We start from the raw sequence: 17,418 nt of genomic DNA, 5'->3' as shown, positions 1-17,418 counted from the left end.
TAATGAGATTATTAGTTGTAGAAGACGAAAAGAAATTAAATGACCTTATTACAAAAAAGTTAGAAAAGGAATATTATGGAGTTGATAGCTGTTTCGATGGAGAAGAGGCAGTCAGGTATGTGGAAGGAACTGAATATGATGCAATAATTCTAGATATTATGCTCCCAAAACTTGATGGATTTGAAGTGATTAAAAGAATAAGGGCAAAGAAAAATAAAGTTCCGATACTGCTTTTAACTGCAAGAGATAATATAGATGATAAAGTAAAAGGGCTAGATTACGGAGCAGATGACTATCTTGTGAAACCTTTTATTTTTGAAGAACTTATGGCTCGTATCCGTGTCCTGCTAAGACGTAATTCTGGAAATGCCGACAATATAATTACAATAGCCAATCTTAAGGTCGACCTTGATGCTAAAACAGTTTTTAGAGATGATGTGCTTATAAAGCTATCAGGTAGAGAATATTCGATTTTGGAATATCTAATACGAAATAAAGGAAAAATTTTACCAAGAGAAAGAATAGAGGATCATATATGGAATTATGAATACGAGGGTGGAACCAATGTTATAGATGTTTATATCAGATATTTGAGAAAAAAGATTGATGACGGCTATACCCCAAAACTCATTCACACAGTTCGTGGACTGGGCTATGTCCTGAGGGTTGATAATGAAAATAAATAAATTTTCCATAAAATCCAAAATAGCTTTCTGGTATATTGGTCTTATGATAAGCCTTGCAATCATATTTCTTACAACAATAATTTATATTAGCGAAAATCTTATACGGGCAAATGCTTACAAAAATTTAAAAAACTCTGTAGCTTCAGCATTTGATGAGATTGAAGTTTATGATGGTGAACTTACGATTGACAATGATTTTATTATTTTTAATAATAATGTTCATTTGTCAGTTTATAACGATGAAACAGGATTTATTTATGGGGATATTCCACTGGATTTTGAATATGATGAAACTTTTTCTGATAAAAACAATGTAAGAATTATAAGGCACAAAAATAAAAAATGGTATATTTTTGATAGCAAAAAGAATTTTCAAGATTATGGTATTGTTCATATTCGGGGAATCACTCCTGCGACAGAAGTTGAAAATATTATCGAAACAATTGTTTTAATTTCTCTGATTGTATTGCCATTTTTCCTGTTATTTTCAGCAATAAGCGGATATTTTATAACAAAGAAAGCATTTAAACCGATAGAAAAAATAAGGGAAGCAGCGGAAAAAATCAATGAGGGAAACGATTTGACACAAAGAATTAACATTGGAGAAGGAAATGATGAAATTTATACTTTGGCAAATACATTTGATACAATGTTTGACAGACTGCAAAGCTCCTTTGAAAGAGAAGCACAGTTTACATCGGATGTTTCACACGAGTTGCGGACACCTGTCTCAATTATTATTTCCGAATGTGAATACGGTCTTGAAAACCTAACTTCAATAGAAAATGCCAAACATACAATTTTTTCTGTGCTTGAGGAAACTAAAAAGATGTCAAAATTAATTTCACAGCTTCTAACTTTATCAAGAATGGACAGAGGAAATCAGAAACTTAATCTTGATAAAATAAATATGAGCGAAATGGCACATCTTATTGCTGACAGTCAGCTATACAATGCAGATAGCAAAAATATAAAAATTCATCCTGAAATAGAGGAAGATATTTTTATTATTGGTGATGAGATGATGATTATGAGAATCTTTGTAAATTTAATTTCAAATGCGATTAACTATGGTCGTGAAAACGGCAATATTTGGATAAAATTAACACAAGATAAAAATTTTGCAATATGTAAAATTATTGATGACGGAATTGGTATTGAAAAAGAAAATATCCCTAAAATCTGGGGGAGATTTTATCAAGTAGAAAGTTCCAGAACAACTGAAAATCTAGGACTTGGATTATCAATGGTAAAATGGATTATAGAAGCGCACAAAGGAGATATTTATGTAGAAAGTGAAATTGGAAAAGGAAGTTCGTTTATATTTAAGTTGAAAAAGGAGGTAAAATGAAAAAAAAATTCTTAAAAAAATTGCTTATACTATTTTTTATTACAATGACAGGAGTTTTTGCAAATGAAAATTCAGTTAAAAAGACTAAAACAATAAGAGTTTTAAATGTTGATGTTAAAATTTCGATTGAACAGGCAAAACAACTTGCATTGAATCATTCAAAAGTGGCAAAAAATTCTGCAAAAATGACTAAAATTCGTCTGGATAAAGAAAATAGAAAATTTATTTATGAAATAGAATTTTATACAGAACGGAAAAAATATAAATACAACATTGATGCAAACACAGGAAAAGTCCTGAGTTACAGTGAAAAAGAACGATCATCCGCTTCAACAGTAATCAGAGATGACGGAAAAATTATTAATACAAATGGCAGTGATACAGAAATAAGAAAAACACCAAAATATATCGGAATGGAAAAAGCAAAAGAAATAGCAGTTTCACGAATTACTGGTGCAAAAAGAATAAACATTACAAATATTCAGCTAGATAATGAAAAAGGAAGAATGATTTACGAAGGAAGAATGGTGTATAAAAATACAGAATATAAGTTCGACATTGATGCTACAACAGGTGAAGTAATAAAATGGGAAGTAAATGAAAATTAGTGAAGTTAAATATCCTCTAAAGTTTAAACTGAAAAAATAGACTGAAGAGGATATTTTTTGTTAAAAATTATGCTTTGTAAAGTTTTTCATAATTAAATTTATTTTTAAGTTGTTTAAGAGTATAATCAAATATGAATAAAGGTGGAATAAATACGATAATTAATGTTATTATTGGCATATTTTGAAGATAAAATATCTTTTCAATTATAATTATAAAAGGCTTATATAGAAATATTGAAACAAGATTGAATGCTGAATGTAATAAAATTATCCACCAGATTGGATTGGGTTTTAGCCGTACATTTCCGAAAAAGATGCCTGATATTGTTGTGTATATAAATTTAATAGGATTCAAATGAAGTATTCCGAAGATTATAGCCTGAATTAAATTAGCATATTTTGTTTTTTTCTTTAAAAAATGAAGCATCAGTCCTCTCAATAAAAATTCTTCTCCAACAGGATAAAATACTAAAAACTTAAGTAATTCATTAATTGCAAAAGACTGCTTTGAATAATCGGAAAGAACTATCTTTTTAGACAATAAAGAACTTAAAATGGCAAGTAAAATTATTACAGATGTAATAACTATTGCTGAATAACAGGCTGTATTTAATATTAGTAACCCCAATTCTTTTATTTTAGATTTTTCAATATTTTTTTCCATTTTGATTGTTCCCCTTTCCTAAATTTTTCTTGTAAAATATATTATCATTAAGATATTAAAATAAAATGAGAGATATTTTACTTCTATTTCTATTTATTTTATTTTGTAGTAAAGTAACTTTTAGCCATTTTTAAAGATTTTATTTGAGAAAAACCTTTTTCTGTTATATAATGTACTTAAATAACTTTAAAATTAAATTTTTACTTTATTTTGCATATATGAAAGGAAAGAAAATGAAAAAAATTATTATTATACTGACATTTATATTTTTTAATTTAAGTTTTTCTGCAGAACAGATTGAAAAAATCATGTGCTATATTCCTAAAGAGCTAAAAATAAACAGTAAAGCAAGATTAATTTACGAAGATACGGAAAAATATAAAGACGAGGAAGTACCGGCTGACGTAGCAAATCCTGAAATTGTTAAAACATTAAAAGAAAAAAGGCTTGTTGTATTTCAAATGAGGTGTAAATATGATGGCGATATGTACCGTTACATAACAGCTTCAGACTATGCAGTCGAGTATCTTACAAAACAGACGATAAACAGAGAAGAAGGAGATTATTATTTACTAGAGCTTCCAACAAATAAGGCACTTGCATTTCAGGATATGCTATTTATCGGGGATTTCATAGATAATTCAATCAGCACAAATGATGAGCTTTTTCAAATTCTCTATATGATAAATGTTCAGTTTTTGGAAATAAGACAGCAGGAACTGGAAGAGGAAGGATTGAAAGTAGTCTATTAATTTTTATTTTTGCAGGGATTATTCATTTTCGTAAATCCCTGTATTTAATTTTCCCATCTCTTTTGTATAATCTTGTTAAACATTTTTTTATTGCATTTCACATTCAGAAAATTACAAATCTTGTTATTCAAAAAATAAAAATAATTTTTTCCTCTAATATTCCTTTAATCTAAAAAGCATATTGTTAAGGTGAAATAAGATTTTTAAATTTTACATAAAAAAATATGATGGGAGGATTTCGGGTATGGAAATGAATAATAGAAATGGGTACTTCAAGAAAGAGATAACATTGAGTAAAGAAGAGGAGATAAAGATAGTGAAAATTGGATTTTCCTGGGTAACTTTCTTTTTCGGTTTTCTTGTTCCGTTTTATAGGAAAGACTGGAATACCGGCTGGGTGCTTTTGACAATAATGGTTATATCCCATATGATGTTGCCTTTACTAATGTTTTTGATATTGGTGGTATTTAGTTTTTTATATAATAGGATTTATATTAATACGCTTTTAAAAAGTGGCTGGAAATTTGCAACAAAAGATGATGAGATACTTTGGGAAAACAAAAAGGAAATGGCAGAAAAGGTTGATAATATGGTTTTGACGCTAAAAGAAATGGAAGCGAAAATTGATAAAAAAATAGAAGAATATGGATTTGTCAAAAAATTTGTCTGGGGTGGAATATATGCTCTTTCTATTGGAATTTTAATAAAAAATACTCCTCTTTTGGCTGTGGGAATAGGTTTTTTTGTAATAAGTTTTATTAAAAGAGAGAAAATGTAAAAAATCAGATTTTAGGAGGTAAGAACTATGAAATTAAATTTAAAAGAATTATTTGCTATAGCAATTATTGGAGCAGGAATATTTGTATCACAACAGTCACATGCATTTATGGGATATGATTATTATATGGATCCTACAAATTTGCCAAGCGATACGTTACGGGAAAATCTTTTGCAGCAAACTTTTGATAATCATAACAAAGTTTTTAATAATAGCAATAAAACAAACGGCAATATGTCATTACTGCCTTCAATTATATTTCTTGCAGCCTGGTTTTATATCTATGGAAAGAAAAAAGTAAAGTAGAAACTCTCATTCTATTTTAATCTGCATTACATATCATAAAATTGAAAAATAACTGATTAATTTGTGTTTGAATAGGGAGGAATAGAAAAAAGGCTTTGATAATTGTAGCAATAATTGGTGTAATGAATTAACATTAATTGAAAAAATCTTAAAGAGATATTTCGATACTGGGAAAATTGAAGTCAAACTAGATAAAAATATTAAAATTAACCATAAATATAGTGGAATAAAATTAGGAAATCACATTGAAAAAGTAATTTCTGCATCAGAGAAAAGAAATCTAAAAAAATATTATCAGTATTTGTTGTATGAAGACAAGGGACAGAAATATTCATTATTTGCAAATCCAAGAACTGGAAAAATTATAAAGATTGATATAAAAGATGAGAAGTATTTTCCAGCAGAAGATTTGAAAATTGGTGATTACCTAACGAAAGAGAAAATGGAGAAATATGAAATTTATTATAATGAAGCTGATGAAGATATGTGGCTTAGTGGAGTAATAAAAGAATTGGCAATAGCAACAGAACTTATTGGGAAATATCCTAATCAGAAAGAAAAAATACTGTGGTATGTCTGGTTTGATTATAAAGAGTACAGTTTTTAAGTGAAATAAATCATACTTAAAATTATAAACGTTGATTTACAAAAATTTAAAACATAATGGAGATTTTTATGAGAAATTTTGAAAAAATAAAAAATAGGAATTTTGCTGATATTTTATTGGGAGCTATTAAAATAGTTGGAATAATGATTTTTACGTGGAGTGCTTTAATTTTTCAAAGAGGTATTTTTGGCAGTTATTATTTCAATAGTGTGGTAAAAACAGGAGATTTGAAAGCTGGAGAAATAGTAACACTTGTTCAGACATTATTTAGACTTGTTGTATTGATTATATTGAGTGTTATTTTTATAAAAATGATGAAGACTAGATTTGGTAAGGAGAATTTGAATAAAATAAAATTCTGGACTTTTGTTATAATCATGATAACTATTGTTTTATTTGCACTTGGAGTGACTTTTTCGATGATAAATTCGATAGTTAAAAGTATTGGAAGTATTTCTTTGAGTGATAAAATTACTATATTTTTTAAAATGGGAGTTTTAGAAGGAATAAAAGGGATGCAGTTAATTGGATTTTTGTTAACAATGTGTTTATTCTCGATTAAAGTTTACGAAAATGATAAGAAAAAGAGTCTATTTGCAATAATTTTTGCTGGTGTAAGTTCAATAATTCTAATGATAATTTTTTATTTTGTTGGGCTATTTTTGGATGTATATCTATTTCAAACAAGTCAAGGCTGGAAAATGAAAACGCTCTCTGGATTTATAAGAGAAATAATGCAAAATGCAAATTTGCAGGAAGTAGTGTTTAATTATTATTTTTATTTAACATCATCTGTTATTGTAATATTTACAATAATATTAATTTTAAATGTTTTTTCAGATAATAAAAAGAAACTTTATGGAGAAGAATAGTTTTTAAAACTGTTGAAAATATTGATGTTTAATGAATATTAAAAATACTAATATCTTTAATATCATATAAATATTTAGCTTCATTAGCAAGAGATGAAGAATTTTTATCAACTTATTATGTTTATTTTGCCATAGGTTTATTGGATGTAGTATTTCTTGTGGGGCTTGGTGTAAATTTATTAATAGGAAGGAAAAAACAGTATGATAAAAATTAAAAAATTAACAGGATTTATGATTCTTCTACTTTTTGGAATGATATTTATTTCCTGCGGAAAACCTTCAAAAAAAGACATAATAGACAAGGGATATATATTAGAAGTAGGTGTATCCAATGAGATTGACAGGGAATTTGCCGAAAAAATGGAGCATTCTCCCACTTATACTGTCTTCGAAGCGACTGAATATAAGGACAATGATATTATGGTGCAGAATCTTAAAAATGGAACGGTTAAAGCAATCCTTTCGCCTATGCTGTCGTTAGGAAATTCTGATTACGGCTATTATCCTGTCTATGTGGATAACAAAAATTATGAAACTGTATATCTCATATACAGAAAGGATATTCCCGATTTTTTGAAAAACAGCTTTGAAAAAGAGGACAAATTTATGTTAAATAATATGGAAAAATATTCTAAAGAAAAGTATAAAGACAGATTTTCATTTTTTAGTAATATCGAAGATTTTGAGAAAAAAATAATGGCTAATGAATGGACTCTTGTAAATATTGCAGGGTTTGAGCTTAAAAACAGTAAAATTTCGATAAAACTTGATAAAGGAAATATTGTCATAACAGGAAAAAATGGAAAAAAATATTCGGGGAAATATTCCCTGAAAAATCACAGGATTTCTTTTGAAATAGATAATTTGAACAATCTGCTGAAAAAAGAGAGTGAACTGAGCGACAGTGATAAAGATTTTTTATATGATTTAAGTAATGCCGATGTAATAACGTTTATGGATAATGAGCAAACTCTTTATATCGGAGTTCCCGAGAGTAATCTTATATTTAAAAAAATAAATAAAAAGTAAAAAACTCTAATGTTGTTTTAATCTAAAAAATATACAGTATAATCAAATAATAGAAATCATAAAAAAATAAAATTTTAGGAGGAATAATTATGAAAATAAATTTGAAAAAACTATTTGTTACGGCAATTATCGGAATGGGAGTATTTTTATCACAGCCTGCACAGGCATTTTATTATGATACGACAAACATTTATAACTATACAAACGATGTGATAAATAGTACAAGAAATTATTTACTTAGTAGTGAAGTAATAAGCCACATTGAAAAAGGAGATTATTCTTCAAAGAAAAAATCAAATTCTAAACAAACAACCACAAAAATAGCAGGAAGTTCATCAGCTTCAACTGTATCCAAGAAAACAACAAAAGCAAATATTACTTTTAAATCAGACGGAAATACAAGAGGCCTTGATTATCTTGTCAATAACTATCCGTCAAAACAGAGAGGGGAAGCAAGAACATATCTGAAAAAAATTCAGGATTCTTTCCCGCAGGTAGCACGTTCAGTAGGAATACCTACAAATGACCTGTCTTCAGGGCTGGCAGCTGCAATAGCAGGAGCATATATGGCATATAACAATGTAAGTCTGAATGATAATTATATGAAACCTCTGCAAAATCAGTTAAAAACAGTGCTTCAAGGTGTAGATGACTTTGATAAAATGAGTAACAGTGATAAAAAGTATATATATGACCAAATGGTAATAATAGGAATGACTTTGGCTGTAAATCAGTCTCAAAACCAGCAAAATCCAAATGCAAAAGTTACCGCTCAGTTAAGAAATGCAGGTAAACAGGTACTTGAGGGACTTCTTGGAGTAAGTGCAAGTAAAGTGAAGATTACATCATCAGGACTTTCTTTTTAAAATAAATAATTATAAAAATAAGAAGTTTTATCATAGTATATAGTGATAATTTAAAAAAATAAAAAATATGAAAATATATAATTTGGGAGGAATAATTATGAAAATAAATTTGAAAAAACTATTTGTTACAGCAATTATCGGAATGGGAGTATTTGTATCACAGCCTGCACAGGCATTTTATTATGATATGTCAGACAGTTTTAACTATACAAACAATGTGATAAATAGTACAAGAAATTATTTACTTAGTAGTGAAGTAATAAGCCACATTAAAAAAGGAGATTATTCTTCAAAGAAAAAATCAAATTCTAAAAAAACAACTACAAAAACAACGGGAAGTTCAGCAACTTCAACTACAGCCCCAAAAACAACAAAAGCAAATATTACTTTTAAATCGGACGGAAATACAAGAGGACTTGATTATTTTGTTAATAATTATCCGTCAAAACAGAGAGGGGAAGCAAGAACATATTTGAAAAAAATTCAGGATTCTTTCCCGCAGGTAGCACGTTCTGTAGGAATACCTACAAATGACCTGTCTTCAGGACTGGCAGCTGCAATAGCAGGAGCATATATGGCATATAACAATGTAAGTCTGAATGATAATTATATGAAACCTCTGCAAAATCAGTTAAAAACAGTACTTCAAGGCGTAGATGACTTTGATAAAATGAGTAACAGCGATAAAAAGTATATATATGACCAAATGGTAATAATAGGAATGACTTTGGCTGTAAATCAATCTCAAAATCAGCAAAATCCAAATGCAAAAGTTACCGCTCAGTTAAGAAATGCAGGTAAACAGGTACTTGAGGGACTTCTTGGAGTAAGTGCAAGTAAAGTGAAGATTACATCATCAGGGCTTATTTATTAAATAAAAAGAATAGTTTTATATTCACAAAATACAATAAGGGGTTCAGCTCATTTACCCCTTATTAACAGAAAAGAAAAAATTAGGAGTAAAAATGAATAAAAAAGATATATTTTCTAAAGGGTTAGATTCCTTTACCCTGCATATTCTGGCAATGACATTTATGGTGGCAGATCATCTGTGGAATATCTTTTTTCTCAATCAGATATGGTTAAATGTGCTTGGAAGACTTGCATTTCCAATTTTTGCCTTTATGCTCGTAGAAGGATTTTACAGGACAAAAAACATAAAAAAGTATTTAACTCGTATCTTTATTTTTGCGGCTATTTCAGAAATTCCGTTCAATCTTTTTGCAAGTCTGGCATTAAGAGGAGAAATAATGGTATTTTATCCATACAACAATGTATTATGGACTTTCGGAATTGCTCTATGCGGAATGAATTTACTGGAAAAAGTAGATAAATCAGAAAATCTGAATAAAATAATAAAATTTTTTGCAAAAGCTGTTATAAGTATTATCATTGCTATAATTGCACATTTTGCAAGAAGTGATTATTTGGAATATGGAATTATAACTATTTTGATATTTTATTTTTTCAGGGAAAAAAATTATAGAAATATAATATTTCAGACTTTATTAATGGTGCTTCTAAACATATTTATTATGCCTGGACTTGAATTTCCGTTTAACTTTTTTGGAAATGAAATATTTATAAAAACACAGATATTTGCAATATTTTCACTGCCGATAATATGGCTTTATAATGGGAAACAAGGTATTCATAACAAATTTACAAAATATATGTTTTATTTCTTTTATCCATTGCATCTTTTAATGATAGTGGCGATTTATGTTTCTTTTATGATTTATCTGATTTCTTTGATAGGTAAGAATTATGGAAATTAAGTAAAGCCAATATTTACAAAGCAAAAGTTTAAGAAGAACTGTTAAGAAAATAAAAAACATAAAAAATTCTATATCCATTGGGGAAGTGATAAAATTGAAAAAAATTTTAATAATAGCTATGATAGTTTTTATTGTTTTTAGCTGCAATAAGAAACAGGAACAAAATAAAACAAAAAAAGATAATAATATTGATACAAGCCAGAGCGATAAAAATAAAACTGAAGAAAATAAAAAGAATTCAGAAAAAGATAGCCCTGAAATAGAAAAACAGAAAGAAGTTTCATCAGAAGAAGCTATAAAAAAAGCGGAAGAGGAATTTTTAAAGGACAGCAAAAATCTTGAGAAATACCGTAATTATGTAACCGTGGCATTTTATCAAAACCGTGAATTTAAAAGAACAAAGGAAATTACAGAAATATTTCTAAAAAATGCTCCTGATTATTCCTATGGTTATAGAGTAATGGCAGATATTCTCTTTTATGAAAAAAAATATAACAAAAGTACTGAATATTATGAAAAAGCAATAGGACTTTTAAAGCACGGTAAACAGAGTTATGCAGAATATAAGGATATTAAAGTATTAAATAATGTACTTTCAGAGATAATTGAAAAAGAGCTGATACAAGCTTACAGATTATCAGGAGATAATGAAAAAGCAGTAGAAACTTTTATAATTAACCAAAAATTTCTAAAGGAAAATTATAATCCTCTTTTGTATAATATAGCATTAAATAATGCCAAAAAAGATAATGAAACGCTAAAATCTTCCAACAGTAAAAAATATGAGGAAAACAAGAAAAAATTATCTAATTTAAATTAACAGTAAAGTAAAAAAATTATAGGAGGAGAAGCTATGAAAACAAAATTTATGAAAAAAATATTTCTTTTAAGTGTTTTAACACTAGGATTTGGAATTTCAGGACAGGCTTATGCTGATTACAGCGATGCATTTAAAAATGGGATTATGCAGGAACTTCTGAATATAACTTCGTCTTCACAAAATAATTCCTATGGAAAATCATCGCTCACTTTCACACAGGACGGAAGTACTGATGGACTGGAAACATTAGTTGCAAGTTATCCGAAAAGTCAACATAAAGAAGTAAGGGCATCATTAAAACAGCTGTATGAGGCTTTTCCACAGGTAGCACGTTCTGTAGGAATACCGACAAATGATTTGTCTTCAGCAGTAGCGGCCGTAATAGCAGGAGCATACATGGCATATAACAATATAAGTCTTAATGACGACTATGTGAAACCTATGGCAAATCAGTTCAAAGCTCATCTTGAAAATAGCAGATTCTTTGATGGAATGAGCAATAGAGAGAAAAAAAGCATGTATGACCAGATGGTTATGGTAGGAATGACTTTGGCTGTGGGACAGTCATTAAATCAGAGTAATCCAAACTCACAGACTACCGCTCAATTAAGGGAAGCAGGAAAACAGATACTTGAAACTATTTTAAAAGTGGATGCCAGTAGAGTCCGTATAACATCGCAAGGAATATCTTATTAATACGGAGGGGACTGAAATGAATTTAATTATTGTATTAGTGTATTTTTCAGTTGCTGTCATATTAATCGTTTTTGGTGTGAAACAAATAAAAAACAGAAAAAATCTTCGTAAAATTAATCAAAAACAAGAAGATGAAGTTAAAGAGAAAATAAAACTTGGAATTTTATCAGCTGATACAGTTTACCGTGAAAGAACAGAAACAGGAAGAGTATTTTATGAAGTGCCGAAGGATTTGAAAAAAGCAGTTATTCTAAATCTTATTTGCTTTGCCATAATGCTAATATTAATATTTCTGGGAATAAAAATTGGAATACTGCTTTTAATAGTCTGTGCTGTAATAAGTATGATATACGGATATAAATATTATTATTCAAAAGAAAAAACAAAAAATACACTTGAAATAATAAATGAAGACTTTTACTTAAATGGAAAATTATTGGATATAAAGGGCTATAACTGGGGTACTGAATTATTTCCCCTGTTTGGCTCTCGAATAATCAGACTTAAATCCCATATTTATCTTCTTGATGGCAAAAAGGAAATCTGTTTTGTACCTGAAAGACAGTTAAAAAGATCTCAAATAGATATAATAATAGAAGATGACAGAATTTCTAAAATTATAGATGATATTATTGATGTAATCCAGAAAAGACAGATCCCAAAAGTAAAATTCAGACTTTTTAAAATGAAAAAAATGCAGAGCATACTTCTTTTTTTACTTTTTATATCAATTGTGACACTTGTTTCTTTGTATAAAAGCAAAGCATATATGTATTTATTTTAATAAAATAAGAAATAGCTGATGAAATTTTGGACAGTTAAATACAGACAGAGGTGAAAAAATGAAAAATAAAAAAATAAATCTAGCTATGATGGCAGGAATGATTTTAATGAGTATGGGATGTGAAGCAAAGAAGAAAGCTTCCCAAAACAGCATTTCAGGAAAATATAATGTGGAAACGTTGACTACGAAAGGGCAGACTGTAAAGGTGGCAGGTCAGGAATGTTTTGAAGATTCATATTTTGAAATAAAAGGAAATATTGCCTATATAAGCCTTAACAATGTAGTTAACGGGAACTGTATAACAAAGGCAGGAACTTATGACATGCAAAGTAAGGGCAACGGGAGATACATTCTTGTAGGAAATGGCAAGGAATCAGATGAAATTATTGTAAAAAATGGAAAAGTGCAGTATAATCAGGATACAGGAATTTCAATGACATTTTCCAAAGATGTGGCATCTACTCTAGAAAATATAAAAAAATAGTTTGCTTTTTGATTAAAATATAGTATTTTTTAGTACAAGTAAGAAAACTTATTATTAGAAAAATCAGGAGGAATCATGAAAAGATTTATATCATTTATTTTACTGGCAATGATGTTTATAACAAGCTGTGGAATTAGCGAGAGTTCTGAAAATGATGATAAAAAGGCAGTAGCATCGGCTTTTAGCGATTATATCAATGCAGCAAAAAATGAAGATACAAAAAAAGTTAATGAATATCATTTAATATGGAGGAATGTCTGGCGTACTTCACAGGAAAGCTATAAATATCTTACATATAAAATAAATAAAATTGAACTAACGAAGCAGAAAAATGGAAACGGAAGGGACATAAAACTGGCTTATGTAAATGTGTCACTAAAATATCCCGATTTAAACTATATAATGTCTAAATTTTATAAAAATAAAGATTTTAATTCGTTAGTTAAAGGAAAAAGCAGCCTAACACAGATGGAAATAATAGAACAGGAAATATCTTCCTTTTTAAAAAGTGAATTAAAGAAGAATGACATAAAATATATCGAAAAAGAGATGACTGTAAAATTTGAATATAATATTCCAATCGGAAGATGGGTAATTCCCAAAGACTGCAATAAGGAATTTATAAATATTCTTTCACTTGATAATTATAAAATAAAGGGGATGGATAAAACAATAGGGGAAATAGCAAGAAGTCCTATAACAACAAAGGAAGAAAAAGAGCTTTTAATTAGTGAAAAAGAGGAAAAAATAAAAAATAAAACAGCAAAAATTGATGATTATAAAATGCTTCTAATACTTTACTCACCGGTAAAAAATCCTGATAACATCAATTTTAAAAGAATATCGCAAAAATTAATAGAAAATCTCCCTGATTATCCGGAAGGATACCGTATTATGACAGATTTTATTTATCATAATTATCCTGATAATTATTCAGAAATATTAAATTATGCACAAAAAGGAATTGAAGCATATAAAAATGTCGATACAAAAAAATATCCGGAATTTGTTTATGAAAGTAGTAGAAATCATCCGATGAATGAACTGTTCAGAATTATGATAGATGTTTATCTGAAAAAAGGCGAAAAAGAAAAAGCACTGGATGTATTCAATAAAAACAAAAAAATTATTAAATACTGGATGCCTCCTGCAAATTATGTACAACTTGCAAAAAGGCTGGGAGTAAAATGGTAGAATTTATAAATTTTCACAAATAACTAAAAATTATAATAATAGGAGCTGATTTGTTATGAAAAAAATTATTTTTGCATTTTTAATATTAGGAAGTATTTACAGTTTTGCAGCACAAAAAACTTTACGGACAGTAGAAAAATGTCGTGTAACTTCAAGAGGTATAACAAAAGATGGTAAAAAATTTGCAAACTGCATTAGCCTTCAGTCAGGAAAAACATTTAATTTTACAGGACTTGTTGACCAGACTTATTACAAATTCTCAAAAGGAACAATATTTAAAGTATATTTTTATGGAAGTGGAAACAGAAATCTAACTTTGGAAACTTTTGACTACATTCAGTAATTGGTTTATAAAAATAAATTTTTTTACATTTTAAATTGATAAATAAAAAATATTACTATGCCTTCAATCTCAAATACGGGATTGAAGGTATATTTTTTGTTTTCCAGTTTGTTTCGCAAAGTCTTTTTATATCTCTAGTTTTTGACATTTACGTAAATGTCTTGACAAATTAAAAAAATAGTTATATAATAGGCTTAACATAGTAAAACAACTTTAAAATTGGATACAAAAATTATGACCGAATACTCAAGCTATAGGTTCATTAATTTTAGTTTTCCAATTTTGAAGCGGTTCAAATGATATAAAAAAATATTATAAAATAAAAATAAAATTTAAAAGGAGACAATTAAGACAGTGAGCTATAAATTTACAGATTTTTTAAATAAAAAAAGTGAAAAGCAATTAAGCAAAATGACAAATCAAGAAATTTACTATAAATTGCTTGAATATGTTAAGGAAAGAGCAGATGAAAAAACTAAAAATGAATCTAAAAAGAAAATATACTATATTTCTGCAGAATTTCTAATTGGAAAATTATTATCAAACAACTTGATTAACTTAGGAATTTATAAAGAAGTCAGAGATGAATTAAAGGCTGCTGGGAAAAATTTAAGCCACGTGGAAGAAGTTGAAACAGAACCTTCATTGGGAAATGGTGGACTTGGAAGACTTGCTTCATGCTTTATTGATTCAATGTCAACTTTAGGAATCAACGGAGAAGGAGTTGGACTTAACTACCACTGCGGATTATTTAAACAAATTTTCAAAAATAATGAGCAAAAAGCTGAAGCAAACTATTGGATTGAAAATGAAAGCTGGTTAAGAGATACAAATATTGGATATGATGTTAAATTCAAAAACTTTACTTTACATTCAAAATTAAAAAGAATTGATATTTTAGGATATGAAAGAGATACAAAAAATTATTTAAATTTATTTGACATTGAAAGTGTTGACTATAATTTAATAAAAGATGGTATTTCATTTGATGAAGAAAATATTAAAAAAAATCTGACATTATTTTTATATCCTGATGATAGTACAAAAAAAGGAGAATTATTACGTATTTATCAACAATACTTTATGGTATCAAATGCAGCAAGATTGATTATTGCTGAAGCAACTGAAAAAGGAAGCAATATTCATGATTTAGCAGATTATGCTTTTGTTCAAATTAACGATACACATCCAAGTATGGTAATTCCTGAATTAATTCGTATCATGACTGAAGAACATAATATTTCTTTTGATGAAGCAGTGGAAATTGTAACAAAAATGACTGGATACACAAATCATACAATTTTGGCGGAAGCATTGGAAAAATGGCCTTTAGACTACTTGGAAGAAGTTGTACCAAATATTGTTGAAATTATAAAAAAATTAGATAAAATTATAAAAGCTAAATATTCAAATAAAAAGGTACAAATTATAGATGAGCAAAATAGAGTTCATATGGCACACATGGATATTCATTTTTCTTCAAGTGTAAATGGAGTTGCTTATTTGCATACTGAAATTTTGAAAAATAGTGAACTTAAAGATTTCTATGAAATTTATCCTGAAAAATTCAATAATAAAACAAATGGAATTACATTTAGAAGATGGCTTGAAAGCTGTAATGAAGATTTAGCAGATTACTTTAAAGAATTAATTGGTACAGGATATTTAAAAGATGCTGAAAAATTAAAAGATCTTTTAAAATTTGTAGATGATAAAAATGTGTATGAAAGATTGGAACAAATTAAACATGGAAATAAAATTAAATTAAAAAAATATTTAAAACATACACAAGGAATCATTATAGACGAAAACAGTATTATTGATACCCAAATTAAGAGATTCCATGAATATAAACGCCAACAAATGAACGCTTTATACGTAATCAAAAAATATTTAGATATTAAAAATGGAAAATTACCAGAAACAAAAATAACAGTATTATTTGGAGGAAAGGCTGCACCAGCCTACATCATTGCCCAAGACATCATCCACTTAATACTTTGTCTATCAGAAATTATAAACAACGATCCAGAAGTGAACAAATACTTAAATGTTTACCTAGTTGAAAACTATAATGTAGGATTAGCTGAAAAAATCATCCCAGCAACTGATATTTCTGAACAAATCTCACTTGCCTCAAAAGAAGCAAGTGGAACTGGAAATATGAAATTTATGCTAAACGGTGCATTGACACTTGGAACAATGGATGGAGCAAACGTAGAAATTCATGACCTTGTAGGTGATGAAAATATTTATATTTTTGGAAAACAAAGTGATGAAATAATAAAATTATATGAAACTTCAGGTTATGTTTCAAAAGATTATTACAAACAAGAAGAAATTAAAGAAGTAGTTGATTTCATAACTTCAGATAAATTAATCAAAGTTGGAAATAAAGAAAGATTGGAAAGACTTAAAAATGAATTAATAAATAAAGACTGGTTTATGACTTTAATTGATTTTGTAGATTACTACAACACAAAAGAAAAAATGTTTAAAGATTATGAAAACAAAGACTTATGGTATAAAAAAGTAATAAATAATATAGCAAAAGCTGGTTTCTTCTCATCAGATAGAACAATTGCACAATATGAAAATGAAATCTGGAAAACTAAATAATTAATTTAAATAGGGAAATAGTGAGACTGTCTTTAAATGGTAACTTTTTAAAGGCTAGTCTCTTATTTTTTTATCTTTAATTTTTTTTAATAATAATTAATAAATTTAAAAGAATATTTGACAAAAGCAAAATTATATTTTATAATAACTTATATTTTAAAATACAAAAAAGGGAGAAATT

20 protein-coding genes are annotated in these 17,418 nt (G+C 27.9%); 19 read left to right on the top strand and 1 reads right to left on the bottom strand.

Annotation, left to right across the window (positions count from 1 at the left end):
• Positions 1 to 2: 2 nt before the first annotated feature.
• The 3 genes from FVE73_RS02350 to FVE73_RS02340 are packed head-to-tail and all read left to right on the top strand — an operon-like array spanning position 3 to position 2,645.
• On the top strand, positions 3 to 686 hold the full coding sequence (locus tag FVE73_RS02350; protein ID WP_018499236.1) for a response regulator transcription factor: 684 nt from the start codon (positions 3 to 5) through the stop codon (positions 684 to 686).
• The gene (locus FVE73_RS02345) at positions 673 to 2,037 is read left to right on the top strand and encodes a sensor histidine kinase (RefSeq protein WP_018499235.1); all 1,365 of its coding nucleotides are present in this window, start codon (positions 673 to 675) and stop codon (positions 2,035 to 2,037) included. Before FVE73_RS02350 ends, FVE73_RS02345 begins: the two co-directional genes overlap by 14 nt.
• Positions 2,034 to 2,645, top strand: coding sequence for a PepSY domain-containing protein (locus FVE73_RS02340; RefSeq protein WP_018499234.1), 612 nt, complete (start codon positions 2,034 to 2,036; stop codon positions 2,643 to 2,645). The genes FVE73_RS02345 and FVE73_RS02340 overlap by 4 nt, the downstream gene beginning before the upstream one ends.
• Positions 2,646 to 2,712: 67 nt before the next feature.
• Here FVE73_RS02340 and FVE73_RS02335 read toward each other — a convergent pair whose 3' ends face one another.
• The gene (locus FVE73_RS02335) at positions 2,713 to 3,309 is read right to left on the bottom strand and encodes a CPBP family intramembrane glutamic endopeptidase (protein WP_018499233.1); all 597 of its coding nucleotides are present in this window, start codon (positions 3,307 to 3,309) and stop codon (positions 2,713 to 2,715) included.
• A 233-nt stretch (positions 3,310 to 3,542) separates the two neighbouring features.
• Here FVE73_RS02335 and FVE73_RS02330 point away from each other — a divergent pair, with 233 nt between their 5' ends.
• The 16 genes from FVE73_RS02330 to glgP all read left to right on the top strand — a co-directional run bounded on the left by FVE73_RS02330 (position 3,543) and on the right by glgP (position 17,237).
• Positions 3,543 to 4,061: a hypothetical protein gene (locus FVE73_RS02330; RefSeq protein WP_018499232.1), complete on the top strand. Its 519-nt coding sequence runs from the start codon at positions 3,543 to 3,545 to the stop codon at positions 4,059 to 4,061.
• Positions 4,062 to 4,305: 244 nt separating this feature from the next.
• Complete coding sequence (locus FVE73_RS02325) at positions 4,306 to 4,839, top strand: hypothetical protein (protein WP_018499231.1); 534 nt, start codon at positions 4,306 to 4,308, stop codon at positions 4,837 to 4,839.
• Between the two features lie 27 nt (positions 4,840 to 4,866).
• Entirely contained in the window at positions 4,867 to 5,145 is a 279-nt protein-coding gene (locus FVE73_RS02320; RefSeq protein WP_018499230.1) for a hypothetical protein, read from the top strand.
• Positions 5,146 to 5,449: 304 nt separating this feature from the next.
• Positions 5,450 to 5,752, top strand: a complete 303-nt coding sequence (locus FVE73_RS02315; RefSeq protein WP_146997873.1) for a hypothetical protein — start codon at positions 5,450 to 5,452, stop codon at positions 5,750 to 5,752.
• A gap of 68 nt (positions 5,753 to 5,820) precedes the next feature.
• Complete coding sequence (locus FVE73_RS02310) at positions 5,821 to 6,624, top strand: hypothetical protein (RefSeq protein WP_018499228.1); 804 nt, start codon at positions 5,821 to 5,823, stop codon at positions 6,622 to 6,624.
• Positions 6,625 to 6,825: 201 nt separating this feature from the next.
• On the top strand, positions 6,826 to 7,653 hold the full coding sequence (locus FVE73_RS02305) for a hypothetical protein (RefSeq protein ID WP_018499227.1): 828 nt from the start codon (positions 6,826 to 6,828) through the stop codon (positions 7,651 to 7,653).
• 89 nt (positions 7,654 to 7,742) lie between these two features.
• Positions 7,743 to 8,519, top strand: a complete 777-nt coding sequence (locus FVE73_RS02300; protein WP_146997821.1) for a DUF6683 family protein — start codon at positions 7,743 to 7,745, stop codon at positions 8,517 to 8,519.
• A gap of 97 nt (positions 8,520 to 8,616) precedes the next feature.
• Entirely contained in the window at positions 8,617 to 9,393 is a 777-nt protein-coding gene (locus tag FVE73_RS02295; RefSeq protein WP_146997820.1) for a DUF6683 family protein, read from the top strand.
• 91 nt (positions 9,394 to 9,484) lie between these two features.
• Positions 9,485 to 10,297: a TraX family protein gene (locus tag FVE73_RS02290; RefSeq protein WP_018499472.1), complete on the top strand. Its 813-nt coding sequence runs from the start codon at positions 9,485 to 9,487 to the stop codon at positions 10,295 to 10,297.
• Positions 10,298 to 10,382: 85 nt separating this feature from the next.
• Entirely contained in the window at positions 10,383 to 11,117 is a 735-nt protein-coding gene (locus FVE73_RS02285) for a hypothetical protein (protein WP_232058521.1), read from the top strand.
• A gap of 33 nt (positions 11,118 to 11,150) precedes the next feature.
• The gene (locus FVE73_RS02280) at positions 11,151 to 11,813 is read left to right on the top strand and encodes a DUF6683 family protein (protein ID WP_018499474.1); all 663 of its coding nucleotides are present in this window, start codon (positions 11,151 to 11,153) and stop codon (positions 11,811 to 11,813) included.
• A 16-nt stretch (positions 11,814 to 11,829) separates the two neighbouring features.
• The gene (locus FVE73_RS02275; protein ID WP_018499475.1) at positions 11,830 to 12,597 is read left to right on the top strand and encodes a hypothetical protein; all 768 of its coding nucleotides are present in this window, start codon (positions 11,830 to 11,832) and stop codon (positions 12,595 to 12,597) included.
• Between the two features lie 58 nt (positions 12,598 to 12,655).
• Entirely contained in the window at positions 12,656 to 13,081 is a 426-nt protein-coding gene (locus tag FVE73_RS02270; RefSeq protein WP_018499476.1) for a hypothetical protein, read from the top strand.
• 75 nt (positions 13,082 to 13,156) lie between these two features.
• Positions 13,157 to 14,275 (top strand): hypothetical protein, encoded by a 1,119-nt coding sequence (locus tag FVE73_RS02265; RefSeq protein ID WP_018499477.1) that lies wholly within the window; start codon positions 13,157 to 13,159, stop codon positions 14,273 to 14,275.
• Between the two features lie 55 nt (positions 14,276 to 14,330).
• Positions 14,331 to 14,618, top strand: coding sequence for a hypothetical protein (locus FVE73_RS02260; protein ID WP_018499478.1), 288 nt, complete (start codon positions 14,331 to 14,333; stop codon positions 14,616 to 14,618).
• 354 nt (positions 14,619 to 14,972) lie between these two features.
• The gene (gene glgP / locus FVE73_RS02255) at positions 14,973 to 17,237 is read left to right on the top strand and encodes a glycogen/starch/alpha-glucan family phosphorylase (RefSeq protein ID WP_018499479.1); all 2,265 of its coding nucleotides are present in this window, start codon (positions 14,973 to 14,975) and stop codon (positions 17,235 to 17,237) included.
• The last annotated feature ends 181 nt before the right edge of the window (positions 17,238 to 17,418 follow it).

It is taken from the genome of Leptotrichia wadei (assembly GCF_007990545.2).
Classification (GTDB): domain Bacteria; phylum Fusobacteriota; class Fusobacteriia; order Fusobacteriales; family Leptotrichiaceae; genus Leptotrichia; species Leptotrichia wadei.
The sequence above is the reverse complement of the archived record's forward strand: the minus strand, read 5'-3'. Positions and strand labels throughout refer to the sequence as shown.